At 32.1% G+C, this 16,634-nt stretch carries 20 protein-coding genes and 1 other annotated feature; of the genes, 1 reads left to right on the top strand and 19 read right to left on the bottom strand.

Annotation, left to right across the window (positions count from 1 at the left end; genetic code table 11):
- Positions 1–20 precede the first annotated feature (20 nt).
- The 15 genes from secDF to ISP08_RS05995 form a co-directional block, all read right to left on the bottom strand.
- Entirely contained in the window at positions 21–2,297 is a 2,277-nt protein-coding gene (gene secDF, locus ISP08_RS06065) for a protein translocase subunit SecDF (RefSeq protein WP_048793509.1), read from the bottom strand.
- Positions 2,298–2,519: 222 nt separating this feature from the next.
- Positions 2,520–2,780, bottom strand: coding sequence for a preprotein translocase subunit YajC (gene yajC / locus ISP08_RS06060; protein WP_048793508.1), 261 nt, complete (start codon positions 2,778–2,780; stop codon positions 2,520–2,522).
- Between the two features lie 15 nt (positions 2,781–2,795).
- Positions 2,796–3,935 carry a tRNA guanosine(34) transglycosylase Tgt gene (tgt, locus tag ISP08_RS06055; RefSeq protein ID WP_195718039.1) on the bottom strand — a complete coding sequence of 380 codons (1,140 nt, stop codon included), beginning with the start codon at positions 3,933–3,935 and terminating at the stop codon, positions 2,796–2,798.
- A gap of 22 nt (positions 3,936–3,957) precedes the next feature.
- Positions 3,958–4,983: a tRNA preQ1(34) S-adenosylmethionine ribosyltransferase-isomerase QueA gene (gene queA / locus ISP08_RS06050; RefSeq protein ID WP_195718038.1), complete on the bottom strand. Its 1,026-nt coding sequence runs from the start codon at positions 4,981–4,983 to the stop codon at positions 3,958–3,960.
- A 5-nt stretch (positions 4,984–4,988) separates the two neighbouring features.
- Positions 4,989–5,987, bottom strand: a complete 999-nt coding sequence (gene ruvB / locus ISP08_RS06045; protein WP_048793505.1) for a Holliday junction branch migration DNA helicase RuvB — start codon at positions 5,985–5,987, stop codon at positions 4,989–4,991.
- A gap of 19 nt (positions 5,988–6,006) precedes the next feature.
- The gene (ruvA, locus tag ISP08_RS06040; RefSeq protein ID WP_048793504.1) at positions 6,007–6,609 is read right to left on the bottom strand and encodes a Holliday junction branch migration protein RuvA; all 603 of its coding nucleotides are present in this window, start codon (positions 6,607–6,609) and stop codon (positions 6,007–6,009) included.
- A 12-nt stretch (positions 6,610–6,621) separates the two neighbouring features.
- Entirely contained in the window at positions 6,622–7,077 is a 456-nt protein-coding gene (locus ISP08_RS06035; RefSeq protein WP_048793503.1) for an ACT domain-containing protein, read from the bottom strand.
- Positions 7,078–7,089: 12 nt separating this feature from the next.
- On the bottom strand, positions 7,090–8,382 hold the full coding sequence (gene obgE / locus ISP08_RS06030) for a GTPase ObgE (protein ID WP_195718037.1): 1,293 nt from the start codon (positions 8,380–8,382) through the stop codon (positions 7,090–7,092).
- Positions 8,383–8,505: 123 nt separating this feature from the next.
- Entirely contained in the window at positions 8,506–8,790 is a 285-nt protein-coding gene (gene rpmA / locus ISP08_RS06025) for a 50S ribosomal protein L27 (RefSeq protein WP_002510438.1), read from the bottom strand.
- Between the two features lie 11 nt (positions 8,791–8,801).
- The gene (locus tag ISP08_RS06020) at positions 8,802–9,122 is read right to left on the bottom strand and encodes a ribosomal-processing cysteine protease Prp (RefSeq protein ID WP_048793501.1); all 321 of its coding nucleotides are present in this window, start codon (positions 9,120–9,122) and stop codon (positions 8,802–8,804) included.
- 2 nt (positions 9,123–9,124) lie between these two features.
- On the bottom strand, positions 9,125–9,433 hold the full coding sequence (gene rplU / locus ISP08_RS06015) for a 50S ribosomal protein L21 (protein ID WP_048793500.1): 309 nt from the start codon (positions 9,431–9,433) through the stop codon (positions 9,125–9,127).
- A gap of 12 nt (positions 9,434–9,445) precedes the next feature.
- Positions 9,446–9,519 (bottom strand) — a sequence feature (ribosomal protein L21 leader region).
- 29 nt (positions 9,520–9,548) lie between these two features.
- A complete protein-coding gene (gene mreD / locus ISP08_RS06010) occupies positions 9,549–10,073 on the bottom strand; it encodes a rod shape-determining protein MreD (protein WP_195718036.1) in 525 nt (174 codons plus the stop codon).
- Entirely contained in the window at positions 10,073–10,915 is an 843-nt protein-coding gene (mreC, locus tag ISP08_RS06005; RefSeq protein ID WP_195718035.1) for a rod shape-determining protein MreC, read from the bottom strand. Before mreC ends, mreD begins: the two co-directional genes overlap by 1 nt.
- 268 nt (positions 10,916–11,183) lie before the next feature.
- Complete coding sequence (locus ISP08_RS06000) at positions 11,184–11,345, bottom strand: hypothetical protein (RefSeq protein WP_195718034.1); 162 nt, start codon at positions 11,343–11,345, stop codon at positions 11,184–11,186.
- Between the two features lie 69 nt (positions 11,346–11,414).
- Positions 11,415–11,873 (bottom strand): DUF4930 family protein, encoded by a 459-nt coding sequence (locus tag ISP08_RS05995; RefSeq protein WP_048793497.1) that lies wholly within the window; start codon positions 11,871–11,873, stop codon positions 11,415–11,417.
- Between the two features lie 141 nt (positions 11,874–12,014).
- On the opposite strand from ISP08_RS05995, the gene ISP08_RS05990 reads away from it, so the two are divergent.
- Positions 12,015–12,197 carry a hypothetical protein gene (locus tag ISP08_RS05990; RefSeq protein WP_080985256.1) on the top strand — a complete coding sequence of 61 codons (183 nt, stop codon included), beginning with the start codon at positions 12,015–12,017 and terminating at the stop codon, positions 12,195–12,197.
- Between the two features lie 49 nt (positions 12,198–12,246).
- Here ISP08_RS05990 and ISP08_RS05985 read toward each other — a convergent pair whose 3' ends face one another.
- The 4 genes from ISP08_RS05985 to ISP08_RS05970 form a co-directional block, all read right to left on the bottom strand.
- On the bottom strand, positions 12,247–12,540 hold the full coding sequence (locus tag ISP08_RS05985; protein WP_195718033.1) for a hypothetical protein: 294 nt from the start codon (positions 12,538–12,540) through the stop codon (positions 12,247–12,249).
- A 370-nt stretch (positions 12,541–12,910) separates the two neighbouring features.
- Complete coding sequence (locus tag ISP08_RS05980) at positions 12,911–13,519, bottom strand: hypothetical protein (RefSeq protein ID WP_195718032.1); 609 nt, start codon at positions 13,517–13,519, stop codon at positions 12,911–12,913.
- Positions 13,520–14,394: 875 nt separating this feature from the next.
- Positions 14,395–15,309, bottom strand: coding sequence for an LCP family protein (locus ISP08_RS05975; protein ID WP_195718031.1), 915 nt, complete (start codon positions 15,307–15,309; stop codon positions 14,395–14,397).
- A 41-nt stretch (positions 15,310–15,350) separates the two neighbouring features.
- Positions 15,351–16,538, bottom strand: coding sequence for an FtsW/RodA/SpoVE family cell cycle protein (locus ISP08_RS05970; protein ID WP_195718030.1), 1,188 nt, complete (start codon positions 16,536–16,538; stop codon positions 15,351–15,353).
- Positions 16,539–16,634: the final 96 nt, after the last annotated feature.

Here is a 16,634-nt window from a genome sequence, read left to right as displayed (position 1 = left end):
TGGTAATAAAATCATATTATTTACACTAAGATTTTTTCGTCGTTTGAGCGTTTTTCTTTATAAACGACTAATTTATGATCATCTGATTTTTTAAGTTGTCGTTTTTTCATAATACCCCATAAAGGCACTGCAATAAATACAGAAGAGAATACACCTGTAATTAAACCAATTAGCAGCGCTAATGAGAATGTGAAAATACTTGATGCACCAAAGATTAATAGTGCAATAACTACGACAACAACAGTTAATACTGTATTGATTGAACGCGTCATCGTTTGTCTTATTGATCTATTAACGATATCGTCAATTTGTTCTGACTTAGTAATGACTTTCACTTTATGCAAGTTTTCACGTACTCTGTCAAACGTCACAATCGTATCGTTAATGGAATAACCAATGATGGTTAATACTGCTGCTATAAATGTAATATCTACTTCTAGTCTGAATAAACTAAACACGGCTACAATCATAAATGCATCATGCAGTAGAGCAAGCACAGACGAAAGTCCCATTCGCCATTCAAAACGGAAACTTATATAAATTATAATACCGATTGCTGCATATATTAGTGCCATAATCGCGTTTTTAGCTAATTCTTGACCGATAACTGGCGACACTGTATTTACAGTTGGATCATTTCCAAAGTTATCATTTACCGTGTCTTTAATTTTTGCGACTTGGTCTTTGTTTAAGTCTTTTTTAAATTGAACACTTACATTTTTACCATTTTGACCAATTGATATTTGATCTGGTTTGAAGTTTTTATCTTCAAGTGTTTGTGTTACTTTATTTTGCGATACTTTATTTTCAGCGTCAAAGTCGACACGTGTACCACTTGTGAAATCAATACCTAAATTTAATTTAAAGATAAATAGAATGATTGCACCGACAATAATGATTAATACACTTAAAGATAATAATGGTTTAGCTAGTTTCATAAAGTCCCATTTTTCATAAGGTGTTTTCAAATCATGTACGTCTACACCTTCATTAATGTCATGAATTTGTTTTTTACTTACACCAAACAAGCCAAAGGATTTTTTAAAGAAGTTTGATGAAACTAATAATGATAACAGCAATCTAGATAAGAATACTGCCGTCACGAAAATCATTAAAATACCTAATAATAGCATAGTTGCGAAACCTTTTACTGAACTTTCACCGAAGAAGAACAGTACAGCCGCTGCAATAACAGTTGTTAAGTTGGCATCGACAATGGTTAAGAATGAACTTTTATTAGCTTTTTTATAAGCTTGTTTTAGGGTTCGACCCACTTTCAATTCGTCTTTTATCCGTTCATACATTATGATATTGGCGTCGACTGCCATACCTACACCTAGCACGAGTGCCGCTAATCCAGGTAGTGTTAACACACCTGAAATTAAGTTAAAGGCAAATAGTGTTAAATAAATGTATGTTGTTAGTGCGATTACAGCTACAAGTCCAGGTAAACGGTAGAAACCTAGCATAAATAAATAGATAACTGCTACACCTAACATAGACGCAAAAATCGTTTTATCTAATGCATCTTGGCCGAATTGAGCCCCTACAGAATTTGAATATATTTCTTTAAGATCGACCGGTAGTGAACCAGCGTTTAATAAGTCTGCAATTTGTTTTGCTTTTTGAACGCCTTTTTCACCGTTAAAGCCACCTGAAATTTCTACGCTGTCTGAATTAATCGGTTTATCCACATTAGCCGCAGAAACATATTTAGGGTCTTTCTTATTTTTTTCTTTGTGGTATGAATCACCTTTTTCGTAATCTAACCACACGACCATAACATTTTCTTTTTTCTTAGAAATTTCTTCTGTTACTTTTTTGAATTTGTCACTATCTTTAAGTTTAAAAGTAACTGCGGGTTGGTTCGTATTTTGTTTGAATTCTTGTTTAGCTGTACCTTGTTTAAGGTCCTTACCAGTTAATTTAACTTTGTCGTTTGCATCACGAATCGTTAAATTAGCTTGAGAGGATAACATTTTCCTCGCTTGAGATTGGTTTTTAACACCGGCAAGTTGTACACGAATACGGTTATTGTCTTCTACTTGTATCTTAGGTTCAGAAACCCCAAGTTTATTGACACGATTCTCTAATGTTTTAGAAGTAGCTTTTACCGCATCTTTACCAACCTTATCACCATGTTGTAATGGGTTAACTTGATAAAGGACTTCAAATCCACCTTGCAAGTCTAAACCTAAGTTAACATTTTTAACTACGCTCTTATATGTAAGTCCCATTCCCGCGAATAACAGAACCACAAGTAATATAAACGCAACTATTCTACTACTTTTTTTCACATGAACACCTCATTGTAAACTTATGATTTAAGGATACTTTAAATATTAATATTTGTGCAAGTCATTACGTAAACTACTATAACTTGTTTAAGCGACCTATATATCTTAACATATTACAACTCATACACAAACTAACATTTATTACGTTCAATTAATTTCTCGTTGTTTATTTAAATATAAAAAATTGGCAGGAATATATAATCCCTGCCAATTTGCGTTTTATTATGATGGGTCTACCTGTTTGATTGCAGGTTTTTCAAGTGTAATTTCTGTGCCATTACCATTTAAAGTAAGTACTACCGTTGTTTCGTCTACACTTCTTACAGTACCTTTAATACCTCCGATAGTTGTAACACGTTGACCTGAACGGATTTGTTGCACCATTTCACGATGCTCTTTCGCTTTCTTTTGTTGTGGTCTAATTAAAAAGAACCACATTAATGCTAATAATAAAATTGGTAAAATTAAAGATGTTAATTGCATTAGTTTATTTCTCCTTTAAAAGTTTTTAGGGTTATCTACATTAAGTCCGTATTGTTCAAAAAATTCTTCTTTAAAATCTAACAGACGGTCTTCACGAATTGCTTGTCTAATTTGTTCCATTAATTTAAGCAGAAATTGCAAATTATGGTATGTAGTAAGACGTATTCCAAAAGTTTCCTCTGCTTTAATGAGATGTCTTAAGTAAGCTCTAGAGTAATTTTTACATGTATAACAATCGCAATTTGGGTCTAATGGACCAAAATCTTCAGCGTATTTAGCATTTTTAATCACTACGCGTCCTTCAGAAGTCATGCATGTACCATTTCTAGCAATACGTGTCGGTAATACACAATCAAACATATCCATGCCACGAATGCTACATTCTATTAATGCATCTGGAGAACCAACTCCCATTAAATATCTTGGTTTATCCTTTGGCATAAATTGTTCGGTATGTTCAACCATATCATACATTACTGGCTTAGGCTCACCTACTGATAAACCACCAATAGCATAACCGGGAAAATCTAAAGCAACGAGTTCTTCAGCACTTTGCTGTCTCAAATCCTTATATTCTCCGCCTTGAATGATACCGAATAAAGCTTGATCTTCTTTACGATTATGCGCTTGCAAACATCTTTCTGCCCAACGTGTAGTACGTTCGATAGAATCTTTAACGTATTTATATTCTGAAGGCATTGGCGGACATTCATCGAATGCCATCATAATGTCAGAACCTAAATCATTTTGAATTTGCATCGCTTTTTCAGGACTTAAAAATAATTTCGAACCATTTGTATGGTGTCTAAATTCCACGCCTTCTTCAGATATTTTTCTCAAATTGCTTAAACTAAATACTTGAAAACCACCTGAGTCAGTAAGAATCGGACCATCCCAATTCATGAATTGATGTAATCCCCCACTCTTACGAATAATATCATTTCCTGGTTGTAACCACAAATGATACGTGTTTCCTAAAATGATTTTAGCTTCCATCTGATGAAGTTCCTCTGGGCTCATCGTCTTAACTGTAGCTTTTGTTCCAACTGGCATAAACATCGGTGTTTCGAATGAACCGTGTGGCGTGTGGACAATTCCTAAACGCGCACCAGATTGCTTACAAGTTTTTATATGTTCATATGTAACTGCAGGCATGTTTGATACTCCTCTCAATTCCCTAAATAATTAACATTGCATCGCCAAAACTGAAAAATCTATATTGTTCAGCTACTGCTTGGTTATAAGCATTTAAAATATTTTCTCTTGAACTAAATGCTGATACTAACATTACGAGCGTCGATTTTGGTAGGTGGAAATTTGTTATTAAACCATCCACACCTTTAAAATCAAATCCTGGATAGATAAATATATCCGTCCATCCACTTTCCGCTACAAACTGACTATTGTTTTGACGAATAGTTTCTAAAGTTCTAGTTGAGGTAGTCCCTACAGAAATGATACGACCGCCATTCTCTTTCGTAGCATTTAATAAGTCAGCAGTTTCCTGTGTCATTTGGTAATATTCGCTATGCATTTCATGCTCATCTATATTGTCTACACTTACGGGCCTAAATGTTCCCAATCCTACATGTAAAGTAATAAACGCAACATTTACACCTTTTTGCTTTATTTGTGATAATAATTCATCGGTAAAATGAAGACCGGCAGTAGGTGCTGCAGCCGAACCAATTTCTTTGGCATAAACAGTTTGATAACGTTCTGGGTCATCGAGTCGTTCTTTTATATATGGTGGTAAAGGCATTTCGCCTAATTCATCTAAACGCTCTTGTAATATACCTTCAAAATGAAGACGCATAATACGTCCGCCTTGGTTCAATGTTTCGATACATTCTGCAATGATTTTACCCTCGCCAAAGTTTAATTTATCACCTATTTGAATTCTTTTGGCAGGTTTCAACAATACTTCCCAATCATTTCCTTCTAATTGAGTAAGCATTAACATTTCTACTTTAGCACCAGTTTCTTCTTTAATACCGAATAATCGGGCAGGCATCACTCTTGTATCGTTTAGTACTAAAGTATCACCTTGTTTAAAGTAATCTATAACGTCTTTAAAGTGACGGTGATCAATCTCACCCGACTTTTTACCCAGTACTAATAAACGACTTTGGTCTCTATCTTTCAACGGTGTTTGTGCAATCAACTCTTCAGGCAAATGATAATCAAAATCTTCAATATCCAATGTTACTACCTCTTTCCTTTATTTCTAAAGTGTTCGTGAGCATAAGGTGTTGCTTTACGTCCTCTAGGAGTACGCTCGATAAAGCCTTTTTGAATAAGGAAAGGTTCATATACATCTTCTATCGTCACGCGTTCTTCGCCAATAGAAACTGCAATAGTGTCTAACCCAACCGGGCCACCATTATATTGATCTAAAATACATTGCATCATTTTATGGTCAATATAATCTAAACCTTCTTCATCAACTTGTAAAAGTTTCAATGCTTGTTTCGTAGTTTCAATATATATATGCTCATCTTCATTAACTTGTTGAAAATCACGAACACGTTTTAACAATCTATTCGCAACACGCGGTGTACCACGACTTCTTTTAGCTAACTCTATCGCACTATCTTCATCTATAGAAGTACCTAAAACTTCAGCCGTTCTAACTATAATTTCTTTAAGTTCTGTATCTTTATAATATTCCAAACGTAATTGCACACCAAAGCGATCTCTTAATGGCGCAGTTAAACTACCTGCTCTCGTAGTCGCGCCTACTAAAGTGAAAGGTGGCAAATCAATTCTAATACTTCTAGCTTCATCGCCTTTACCAATTACTATATCTAAAAAGAAATCTTCCATTGCTGAATATAAAACTTCTTCAACTACACTACTTAGTCTGTGAATTTCATCAATAAATAATACATCACCCGGTTGTAACCCAGATAATATTGCTGCTAGATCTCCTGGTCTATCGATAGACGGGCCAGAAATTGTTCTAATATTAACTTCCATTTCATTGGCAATAATATTAGACAAAGTTGTTTTTCCTAAACCTGGGGGGCCGAAAAGTAATACATGATCTAAAGGTTCTTCTCTTAACTTAGCAGCTTTAATAAATACTTCTAAATTATTTTTAATTGAAGATTGGCCAATATATTGACGTATTCTTTTTGGTCGTAACGATAATTCAAATGATGTTTCATCTTCATGTAATGATTGATCAACCATTCTGTCATCCACTTTTGTTCACCCCAATTTATTAAGAAACTAACAATTGCAAACCTCTTTTTACTGCTTCATCGACTGATTCACAAGTTTCTTTACTTAATGATTTTTCAACTTTATTAAGTTCACGTTTGGAATAACCTAACGCTTCAAGTGCTAAAATTGCTTCTTTAACTACGCCATCATTTGTGTCATTAACATTATCGTGTGTTAATAGATTTTCTGCTTTCTCTTCAGTTACTTGCACTTTACCTTTTAAATCTAACACAATTTGACGTGCAGTTTTTTTACCGATGCCCGGAAATTTAGTTAAATAAGTATCATTTTCATTCTCGATTGCTTGGATAACTTCTGAAGGCGTACTTGTAGCTAAAATAGCAAGTGCAGATTTAGGACCGATGCCTGTTACTTTTATTAAGTTAAGGAACATATCCTTTTCCTCTTCGTTAATAAAACCATATAACAGTTGAGCATCTTCCCTTACTATAAATGAAGTAAATACCTTCACTTCTTGATCTAAATATCGTTGGAAGCGATATGAATTCGGTGTTTGTATTTCGTAACCAATTCCTGCCGTTTCAACAACTAAATGGGTTGGAAATAATTGAGTTAAATTACCTTTTATATATGCGTACAAATTTACACTTCCTTATATTGTCATACTTATTAATTCTACTTTAGATACATGTTCAATCGTTTGTAATGACGCAACGACGTCATCAATTTCTAAGTCAGTTCCTTTGGCATCTAAAGAGACAGTAATCGTTGCTCTTTGATCCATAGGAATACTTTGATGAATAGTCAATACCGATAAACTTAATCTAGACAGGGTATTTAAAACTTCTGCTAACATACCCACGATATCATTAACATATAAGATTAATGTAAATTCTTTCGTACTCTCCATCTTTTCGTCCACTGGAAAAATAGTATCTCTATATTTATAAAATGCACTTCTTGATAGATCATACTTTTTCACTGCTTCAAATATGGATAGCTTAGGATCACTTTTTAAAGCATCTTTAATTTTTATTGTTTTCACAACAGATTCTGGCAATACATCTTCTCTAATTAAATAAAACTTTTTATAATCTTTACTATCCATCTTTGAGCACCTCTATTCTACGAATTCAAATTCTCCACCAAGAATTCTAACAATATCTCCGTTTTCACAGCCTCTATCTCGTAACGCATCATCAATGCCCATTGAACGCATTTGTCTAGCAAATCTACGTACAGCTGGGTCACTATTGAAGTCAGTCATCTTGAACATGCGTTCAATTGATTTACCACGTACGACATAAGCACCATCATCATCTCTTGAGATAGTGAAATTATCTTGATTAGGCGTATGTTTATAAACAACCCTATTTATTCCAAGATCTTCTTCTTCTTCGTTGAAGTCTATGTCTTTAACTTCTTCTAATTTATTAGCTACTAAATAAAGTAATTTATCTATATTTTCACGCGTAAAAGTAGATAATGGAATAATATCCACTGCTTCATCTTTTAATGCATCTTTAAATAAAGCTAAATTGTCCTCCGAATTAGGCATATCCATTTTATTCGCAACGACAATTTGTGGTCTTTCTTCTAGTCGGTGTTCATAAGCTTTTAGTTCTTTATTGATTATTTGATAATCTTCTAATGGATCTCGTCCTTCAGAACCACTCATATCAATCATATGCACAATAACTTTTGTACGTTCGACGTGACGTAAAAATTGATGGCCTAGACCAACGCCGTCTGAAGCGCCTTCTATTAAACCTGGTAAGTCAGCCATAACAAAACTTCTATTATCTGGTGTCGCTACAACACCGAGATTTGGTTTGATTGTAGTGAAGTGATATGCGCCAATTTTTGGTTTTGCTTTTGATACAATAGAAAGTAAAGTTGATTTACCCACACTAGGGAAACCTACTAATCCTACGTCTGCTAATAATTTTAATTCTAATGTTACTTCGATTTCTTCACCGGGTTCACCGTTTTCACTAAAATCAGGTGCAGGGTTACGTGGAGATGCAAAGCGTGAATTACCTCTACCACCGCGACCACCTTTAGCAACGGTAGCACGTTGTCCATGTTCAACTAAATCTGCTAACACTTCACCCGTTTCAACACTTCTAACAATTGTGCCTGGTGGTACTTGCAAAATTAAATGCTCAGCATTTTTACCATGCATATTACTGCTTTGACCACCTTCACCTCTTTTAGCTTTAAAATGGCTTTGGTATCTAAAGTCTAATAAAGTTCTTAGCCCTTCATCCACTTCAAAAATAACCGAAGCACCATCGCCACCATCACCACCGGCTGGGCCTCCAAACGGTACATATTTTTCTCGTCTATATGCTGTAATCCCGTTACCACCATCACCAGCTTTTAGTGAAATTTTCACTTGATCGACAAACATATTTTCACCTCTTTTTCTATAATTTTACAATATCTACATCATTATATCATTAAGTCGTTTTATATAAAATAAAACAAAAAATAAACACCAGAAGTTAAAACTTCTGGTGTTAGTAAAGACAAATTACTCAGCAGCTGAATAAACAGATACTTGTTTTTTGTCGCGACCTTTACGTTCGAATTTAACAACGCCGTCGATTTTAGCGAATAATGTATCGTCACCACCGCGACCTACATTTTCACCAGGGTAAATTTTAGTACCACGTTGACGGAATAAAATAGAACCGCCAGTAACGTATTGACCGTCAGCACGTTTAGCACCTAAACGTTTTGATTCAGAGTCACGTCCGTTTTTAGTAGAACTTACCCCTTTTTTCGATGCGAAAAACTGTAAGTTTAATTTTAACATTGAATTGCACCTCACTTGTAATTTAATCTAATATTCTCATGATATTCTTCTTCTATTGTTTGTAATGATACTAACATAGCTTGAAGAATTAACTGTGCCTGTTCATTATTTGTATCAACACTGCGTATATGAAAATGACCACCGTCTTCTTCATAATCTATATCCGGTTTCTCAGATGTTAACCCCATAATAGCATTAACACTGCCGAATAGCACGGCTGAAGCACCTGCACATACTATGTCATGACCATAGTCGCCATGATCTGCATGGCCGTCCATAATTACGTCTGTTACTTGACCTTCGCTATTTAAAGCTACATCAACAGTAATCATAATTACGCGTTAATTTTATCAATTGTTAGTTTTGTGTAAGGTTGACGATGTCCTTTTTTACGTTTTGAGTCTTTACGACGTTTGTAAGTGAAGACTGTGATTTTTTTACCACGACCGTGCTTACTTACTGTAGCGTTAACTGTAGCACCTTCAACTGTTGGCGCACCAACTTTAACTGAGTCGCCACCTACAAATAATACTTTATCAAATGTGAAAGCTTCACCTTCATTAACGTCTAATTTTTCAACGAAAATTTCTTGGCCTTCTTCTACTTTGATTTGTTTTCCACCTGTTTCAATAATAGCAAACATACTTTGCACCTCCTATATTATAAGTCACGCCAAAATCAGGTGACATAAGCGTACTTAAACCTGAATTCGAGCGGTTGTATGTAGCCAGAAACTACTCAACTACTGCATTTTAGCATTAGCGCTGATTGGTGTCAATCTTCAATTGTGTTTTTCTAAAAAATTTAGTTATTAATGGATATAACATTATTAATAATATTAAATTTAAAATAATCGTTGGTATTAATCTTAATAAAATAAAATCAATAAACATGAATTGTACGAGTCCTAAAACCGAATATATTAATGCTACATAAACTTCCATCACTACTGTACTCAACAATATAATTAAAAAGAGCATTGAATTATCTCGGTAAAAGACTTTGAAAAAGAAGTCCATGATTACGACTAATAAAATGTAACCAAACAAATACAATCCATAAAAACTACCAAAATAAAGATCTGTTATTGCACCTAGCACTATTGCTAATATAATCGAAACGCCAAAACTTCGAAATACACATATTATTAATAAGTACATTAACGTTAAATGTGGGACAAATATAATGTCTTTGTTTCCGATATGCATTGGAATAATTAAGCCAATGACAGTGTCAATATAAAATAAAATAACGCCAATTAAAAAGTAGTAAAATACTCTCATTAATTAACACCACTTTCGTTATCAGGTACGGATTGGGCATCTCTCTTTGCTACATAAACATGATTCAAGTCTGAAAGTGATGCTGCCGGTTTAACTTTAACTTCTTTAGAAAGTCCGTATTTATCATTTTCAACTTTAGTAACTTCACCTATGTATAAATTACTTGGTAATTGATCAGCTAAACCACTTGTAACGACTTTATCGCCTTTTTTAACTTTATCTTTATTATTAATATCAGAAATCACTAACTCTTGATTTTTGGCGTCATATTGATCTACTAGGCCAAATACATTATTACCATCATGCTGGATATTTACAGACAAACGATTTGAACGTGTATTCGTAGAAACTAAGTCAACTTGTGAAGAAAATTGGTTTACCTTCGAAATTCTACCTACTAATCCTTCAGACGTCATAACCGCCATATTACTTTTAACACCGTTTTTTGAACCTTTATTAATAACCAAAGTATTCATCCATTGATCTGGATTTCTAGAAATAACGGTACTTGAGATAGGATCGTACTTTGAAATATCCTCAACATCCAATTCTTTTTTATATTTTTTATTTTCTGCTTTCAAACGCTCATTTTCTGCCTGTAATTGCTTTTCTTTATTCGACGGCTTTTTATCATTATTGCTCATGAATAAATCATCAATATAGCCAGTAACGAATTGGACAGGATAACTAACTACGCGTTGACCAAATGAAACTGAATCTCCAACATACTGTTCAGCATGCGATTGAGATTGAGACCTTAATGATATTCCAATTAAGGATATGAATATAATTATTGCACATAAAATAACAACCAATTTGTTATTTTTAAAAAACTTCGACAAACTAAACACCTCAATTAGCACACTATAATTTTATAATCACTTATCATTTTATATTACTCATGATGCGAAATAAAGTGTTACTTTAATATTCACAAATACTTTCTTTAACCGACAATATTTTAGTTAATGTCATTGGACCACTTCATTGAATAAAATGATTACTTTTATTATAACAACATTCAAAAATAAAAGCGCAGTAAAGTAGTTAATGTTTAGTAAATTTTTATAAAAATAAAAAAGAACTTGGGTTACCAAGTCCTTTTAATCATTAATCTTCATTCTTCTTATCAGTGTTCGCTTCGTCGTTATCGTTATCTTGTGAATCTTTCTCGTCTTCTTTATACAACGTTTCTTCTTTACGCCAACGTGCGAATAAGTTTTGTGCTTTAGCTTGTTCGTCAGCTTTTTTCTCTTTAGATTCTTCACTCATATTTAGACACCAACCTTTTTTCTATTTACACTATAAAGGTAACGCATTTGTTTTTTAAATTCAAACGCATTACTCATATGATTGTCGTGGTTTTAATGTGATGTGTTGTCCTAGTTTAGCTAAATCTTGTTCCATTTCTATCTCGGTAGTATATACGCGCATAGAATCCGAACCAAATTTATAGATTACAAATTTGTCTTGCCTTTGTCCTGCAATATACTTATCATTATATCCCATACGTTCTAATCCTGAGACAGACATAAACTCTTTTTTATCAATCCAATCAAAAACCTTTTTACTTTGACTTGGTGGCACATTATTTAATAGATCATTACTTTCTAGCGAGTAACGCTTGCCATTACTCATTTGTGGGTCGGCAGGGCTATCTTTAAATGTAGGCCTATTTTCATGAAGAGGATTCCATTCTTGCTCTTTTAAGAACGGCGCATATTTCAAAGCAAAAAAGACGATAGCTATTATAGCAACTACTGCTATAATATTTTTTATAACACCGAAAATAAACCTCATTCAATAACCTCCTTTTCAAATGAATTATAATTTATTATATTTATATTTGTAATCAGACCGTAGGCTTATTTAAATCCTAACTTGAGACCGATGTTAGCGTAGCTATAAAATAGTAAAATATTACTAAAGGGAGTGAACAAGATGAGCATTCTATCGATTATATTAATCGCGTTATTAGTCATTTTATTTTTTAAAGTTGGCTTATCAATATTACGTTTCCTAATCTCAGTTGGTATTATCATACTATGTATTTATTTAGGATACCAAGGAGTATTATGGATTATGGACCATTTCCATCAATATTTCAATTTAATTCAGTTTTAAACTATTAACAACGTTTCCTCTTAACATTTTCGGAAACGTTGTTATTTTATTATATATTCTTTTTCTTATCATTAAATGTACGATTTAATTTTTGATAACAATAGCAGCATCCACATAAAATAATCCCCCATATGACGCCCACAAAAAAACTAGCTACAATATAATAAGATAAATGCATTGTCTTATTAATAACTACTATGGCAATTGTTGACAACAACATACCCATCATAGCAATTACCAAAGTATTTATTATGATTTTTTTATTTATAAATGTATCCGCTACGACTTTTACCATTAAGTATATAACAGGCGCCAATACACCTAATAAGATGACTAAATTCATGATGTAACCTCCTAAATGAAATACTACATTATTATATAATAATTTCAAAAACGATTGAAGAGAAACAAAACGTGAGTATCAAATGTATAAGTAATAAAAAACCAAATGTTATGCTAACATTTGGTTTAAATATAACTATTTACAATTTATTTTTAATAGTACGCACAATAAAATCTATAACCACTAAAAATGAAACAACAGCGGTAATGAGTGCCATAGTATAATTATTAGTTAAAATTGAGCACACAATTGTGATAACTGCAATAATTATAAATATCAACAAAAATAATGATTTTAAATTTAACATCTAAAGCTTCCTTTTATAATACTTAAAGATAGGTTTTCACTAAACCACAATGTAGGTCAGTGATTATCGTGCAATTTGATCTACATTTTCTATACCAGTAACTTTATCATTTTTATTAGTAAACACTTTAACTGTAAAACTATTATTTGGATTACTGTCATATACCTTACCACTTTGGTTATATGAAATCGTAGCTTGACCATAGTAATTTTCGAATTTTTGAATCGTCACATTTTGAGGGACTACAAAGATGCGTTCGACTTTATCATCTTTATTGTAATATGTAGCGATACTTCCATATTTATGCGCTTTAATGCTCGAAATTGGAACTATATGATTCGTATGCCCTAATTTCTTTTCAACTTCTTTTTTAGTCATCCCTTTTGTAATGCCATGATAACCATTGCGTTGATCGGTATGCATAAAATCATTGCTAAATTCAGACGATAGCACATTGATTTTAGGTGCATCTTTAGGTTCGCTATTATCTTTATCCCTGTCATTTGTTGAATGTGAATGATGAGTATTGAAATTTACATTATTTTTTATAAAACTATAAGTGCCAAAGAATAACGCAAAAACTAATGCTAAAAATACAAGGATGATTACCACAATCATAATTATATTCCATTTTGATTTTTTAGCGTTATTGTTATGCTGATAATTTGCCATTTAATTGTTGTTCTCCCCTCGCATTTATAAATCAATTCACTACCTATATTAACTTATAATTCACTTTCATGCTATTGAATATTTTATAATTTAGCACCTTTAATATTTTATAAATAGTAACCATTCTATGTTTATTAAATGTTAACTATTAATTTTTTTACACTAAAATTCAATAACACAATAAACATTAAATGAGCAATTATCCAAACAATGTGTGCGCCAATATCATAATGAAAAAACTGGCGTTTAGATAATAAAATTAATAGAGGATATAGCATAATAAAAATTATCATTAAACAGGATAAATACAAGAACTTTAATTTATAAAAATTAAGGTAGACGACAGTAGTAAAACAAACAATAGTTAATGTGATTAGAAAGTGAATAACTAGTTCTTCGAATATGTTAATAAATTTGTAATTTACTAAAAAATCTATATTTAGTAATAATGGTGCATTAGAAAATCCCGTAATTAAATCGGTGATTACAAAAATTACATATAGTAACATAGTTAAGATTAAACTCGTTGCAAATATTGTTACAGGAAATTTCAAACAGTTTTGCATATATTATTCACCAACCAACAGTAATCTTGAAGCTTTTTCTTTCTTTTATACTTCAAAATATATTTACCCTACCAACATAAATATTACTCAGTACCCAGAAATTTGTCGTTCGTTCATGGTTCACCTAGTTATAACTTCTTAAATATGTGCCACTATAAAATCAGTGTATATCCCCTTTATGTAAAATTAGAATATTGCTGAATTACTTATAAATTAGCTATTAAAACTTTATAACTGCAAAAAAATAATGATAATTGCTTTATAAAATTTATAGCAATTACCATTATTGTTATTTATACCTAAATTTTGTTACTTTAGATTATTTTTATAAGCCTTAATTTTATTTGTAAGGTCTGTTTTGTCAGGTTCAAAATACCAAATGCCATCAGATTCAATTAAATTTTGACCATTAATTGATATTTTTTCAATCGACCGTGCACTATATTTGTAATCAGTATAAATGGTTTTTAAATCATTAAGACTCAGATCAGTTTTTACATTTTGCTCACTAACCTTTAACACTTTATTTAATTTAAAAATATTGAAAGAATCACTTGCAGATTTAGCTAAAGCATCGATAATTTGACGTTGCCTTGCAGTACGTCCTTCATCTCCACCTGCACCAACTTGTTCTCTACTTCTAACATAATTTAATGCTTTTTCTCCTTTTAGCGTCACACTCTTACCTTTTTTAAAACTTGAACCGTTATAACTAAAAGTTGCATTACTTTTTACGGTAACGCCATCGAATATATTAATCATTTTTTCAAAACCATCCATATCGACAGTAATATACCCATCAATTGGTACATTTAATTGTTGCTTAAGTGTTGAAATAGCTTTTTGTGGTCCGCCAAAAGCATAAGCATGTGCTATTTTCTGCTTTCCTTTTACTCCTGGTACCTGTACGTCCATGTCACGTGGTACTGAAATAAGTTTTGTTTTCTTAGTTTTGGGATTTATTGATGCGATTAAAATAGTATCCGTTCGTTGACCCATATTTTCTTTCGCGCGATTAGCATCGGAATCGACGCCAAATATTGCTATAGAGAGTGGCTTGCTATTTTTAATTTTTTCTTTAGTCGCTTTTGTTTCTACACGATTATCATTCGAATCATGTATCGCCGCATTTAAATGAATAATTTTAAATGCAGCGTAACCTACAATAATGATTAGAATAATACCAGCAATAATAAAAAACTTACCTTTTCTTGTTAGTTTCATAACGTTACTCCTTTTATTTTGTTGCTTCTAAGCTACTAACTTCAAATTTTATCTTTTAGCTCATCTTTTTTTATTTCTCTAATAACAGCTAACATGCTTCCTATAGCTAGACTGACGCTTAACATTGATGATCCACCGTAACTAAGTAATGGTAACGTCACCCCTGTTAATGGAATTAAGCCAGAAACGCCGCCAGTGTTAATAAATATTTGCATAAATAAATAACTAATTACGCCAATACAAATTAGCTTATAAAAATTATTATTTGTTTTATTTGCGTAAAAAAATCCTTTATATATGATAAATGCATATAATAGCAAAACAAATATTACGCCTGCTAAACCCAATTCTTCTGCAATTACTGTAAATATAAAATCTGTATGAGGCTCAGGTAAATATCCAAGTTTTAAAATACCATTACCTAATCCACGTCCAAATACACCACCATTACTGATTGATATAAGTGCATTTGTCAGTTGATAACCATCGCCATTTTCATATTTGAAAGGATCTAACACGACTTTTATACGCTTCATTCGATATAACGTATTAGCATCGAATACTAAAGTATAAAATATGTAAATTATCGTTGGTATTGCAGTAATTGAAATAATTTGAAGCTTTATTTTATTTTTAATATCTGAATACGATAGAATCGATGCAATAATGCCTACTGTTAGTAAAGTTCCGCCTAAATCGCCCTGCATTAGAACAAACACTAAGCCTATTCCTAATAAACCAAGTGGTGGAATCAAGTTTACCAATTTGTAGTTTTTATTATTTTTTAATAATTTATCAAGAATGAAAGCAAGATAAAAAATGGCAGCCAATTTGAGGAATTCCGAGGATTGCAAACTAAATATTCCTAAATTAATCCAGTTTTTTGAACCATTTACGTCTTTACCTATCAATTGCGTTAGAAATAATAGAAATAGGGTTCCTAATACTATTAATTTTTGATTATTACTTTTTTTAAAAGCATTAATATTAAAATAAACACTTATAAATATAATTAATAAAAAGCCAAGTACCGCAAAAATAAATTGTCTTTTCATAAAAAAATTAGCTTCGATAGGCACGCCACCTGTTAATGCACCTTTTGAAGCTGAAACCATACTTGCACTGTAAACCATTACTATGCCAATAATACTCAAGATTATAAAGCAACAAATAATGCCTAAGTCTAAATATTTCAAAGATGTCTTAAGTTTTTTGTATATTTTCAACATTTTATTGCCTTTCCTATTTCTTTTTGATTTTCAAATTATCGCATATTTTTATATTTTCTACAAATATTTTTAGGTAAACCTAAAAATATTTAACGG

The sequence above is a fragment of the Staphylococcus lloydii genome (genome assembly GCF_015775975.1).
GTDB lineage: Bacteria > Bacillota > Bacilli > Staphylococcales > Staphylococcaceae > Staphylococcus > Staphylococcus lloydii.
The sequence above is the reverse complement of the archived record's forward strand: the minus strand, read 5'-3'. Positions and strand labels throughout refer to the sequence as shown.

Coding starts and splice junctions, on each gene's coding strand:
- yajC (WP_048793508.1), bottom strand. CDS start 2,780: ATGCAATTAACATCTTTAATTTTACCAATTTTATTATTAGCATTAATG.
- tgt (WP_195718039.1), bottom strand. CDS start 3,935: ATGCCTGCAGTTACATATGAACATATAAAAACTTGTAAGCAATCTGGT.
- ISP08_RS06035 (WP_048793503.1), bottom strand. CDS start 7,077: ATGGATAGTAAAGATTATAAAAAGTTTTATTTAATTAGAGAAGATGTA.
- obgE (WP_195718037.1), bottom strand. CDS start 8,382: ATGTTTGTCGATCAAGTGAAAATTTCACTAAAAGCTGGTGATGGTGGT.
- rpmA (WP_002510438.1), bottom strand. CDS start 8,790: ATGTTAAAATTAAACTTACAGTTTTTCGCATCGAAAAAAGGGGTAAGT.
- ISP08_RS06020 (WP_048793501.1), bottom strand. CDS start 9,122: ATGATTACTGTTGATGTAGCTTTAAATAGCGAAGGTCAAGTAACAGAC.
- rplU (WP_048793500.1), bottom strand. CDS start 9,433: ATGTTTGCTATTATTGAAACAGGTGGAAAACAAATCAAAGTAGAAGAA.
- mreD (WP_195718036.1), bottom strand. CDS start 10,073: ATGAGAGTATTTTACTACTTTTTAATTGGCGTTATTTTATTTTATATT.
- ISP08_RS06000 (WP_195718034.1), bottom strand. CDS start 11,345: ATGAGTGAAGAATCTAAAGAGAAAAAAGCTGACGAACAAGCTAAAGCA.
- ISP08_RS05995 (WP_048793497.1), bottom strand. CDS start 11,873: ATGAGGTTTATTTTCGGTGTTATAAAAAATATTATAGCAGTAGTTGCT.
- ISP08_RS05990 (WP_080985256.1), top strand. CDS start 12,015: ATGAGCATTCTATCGATTATATTAATCGCGTTATTAGTCATTTTATTT.
- ISP08_RS05985 (WP_195718033.1), bottom strand. CDS start 12,540: ATGAATTTAGTCATCTTATTAGGTGTATTGGCGCCTGTTATATACTTA.
- ISP08_RS05980 (WP_195718032.1), bottom strand. CDS start 13,519: ATGGCAAATTATCAGCATAACAATAACGCTAAAAAATCAAAATGGAAT.
- ISP08_RS05975 (WP_195718031.1), bottom strand. CDS start 15,309: ATGAAACTAACAAGAAAAGGTAAGTTTTTTATTATTGCTGGTATTATT.
- ISP08_RS05970 (WP_195718030.1), bottom strand. CDS start 16,538: ATGTTGAAAATATACAAAAAACTTAAGACATCTTTGAAATATTTAGAC.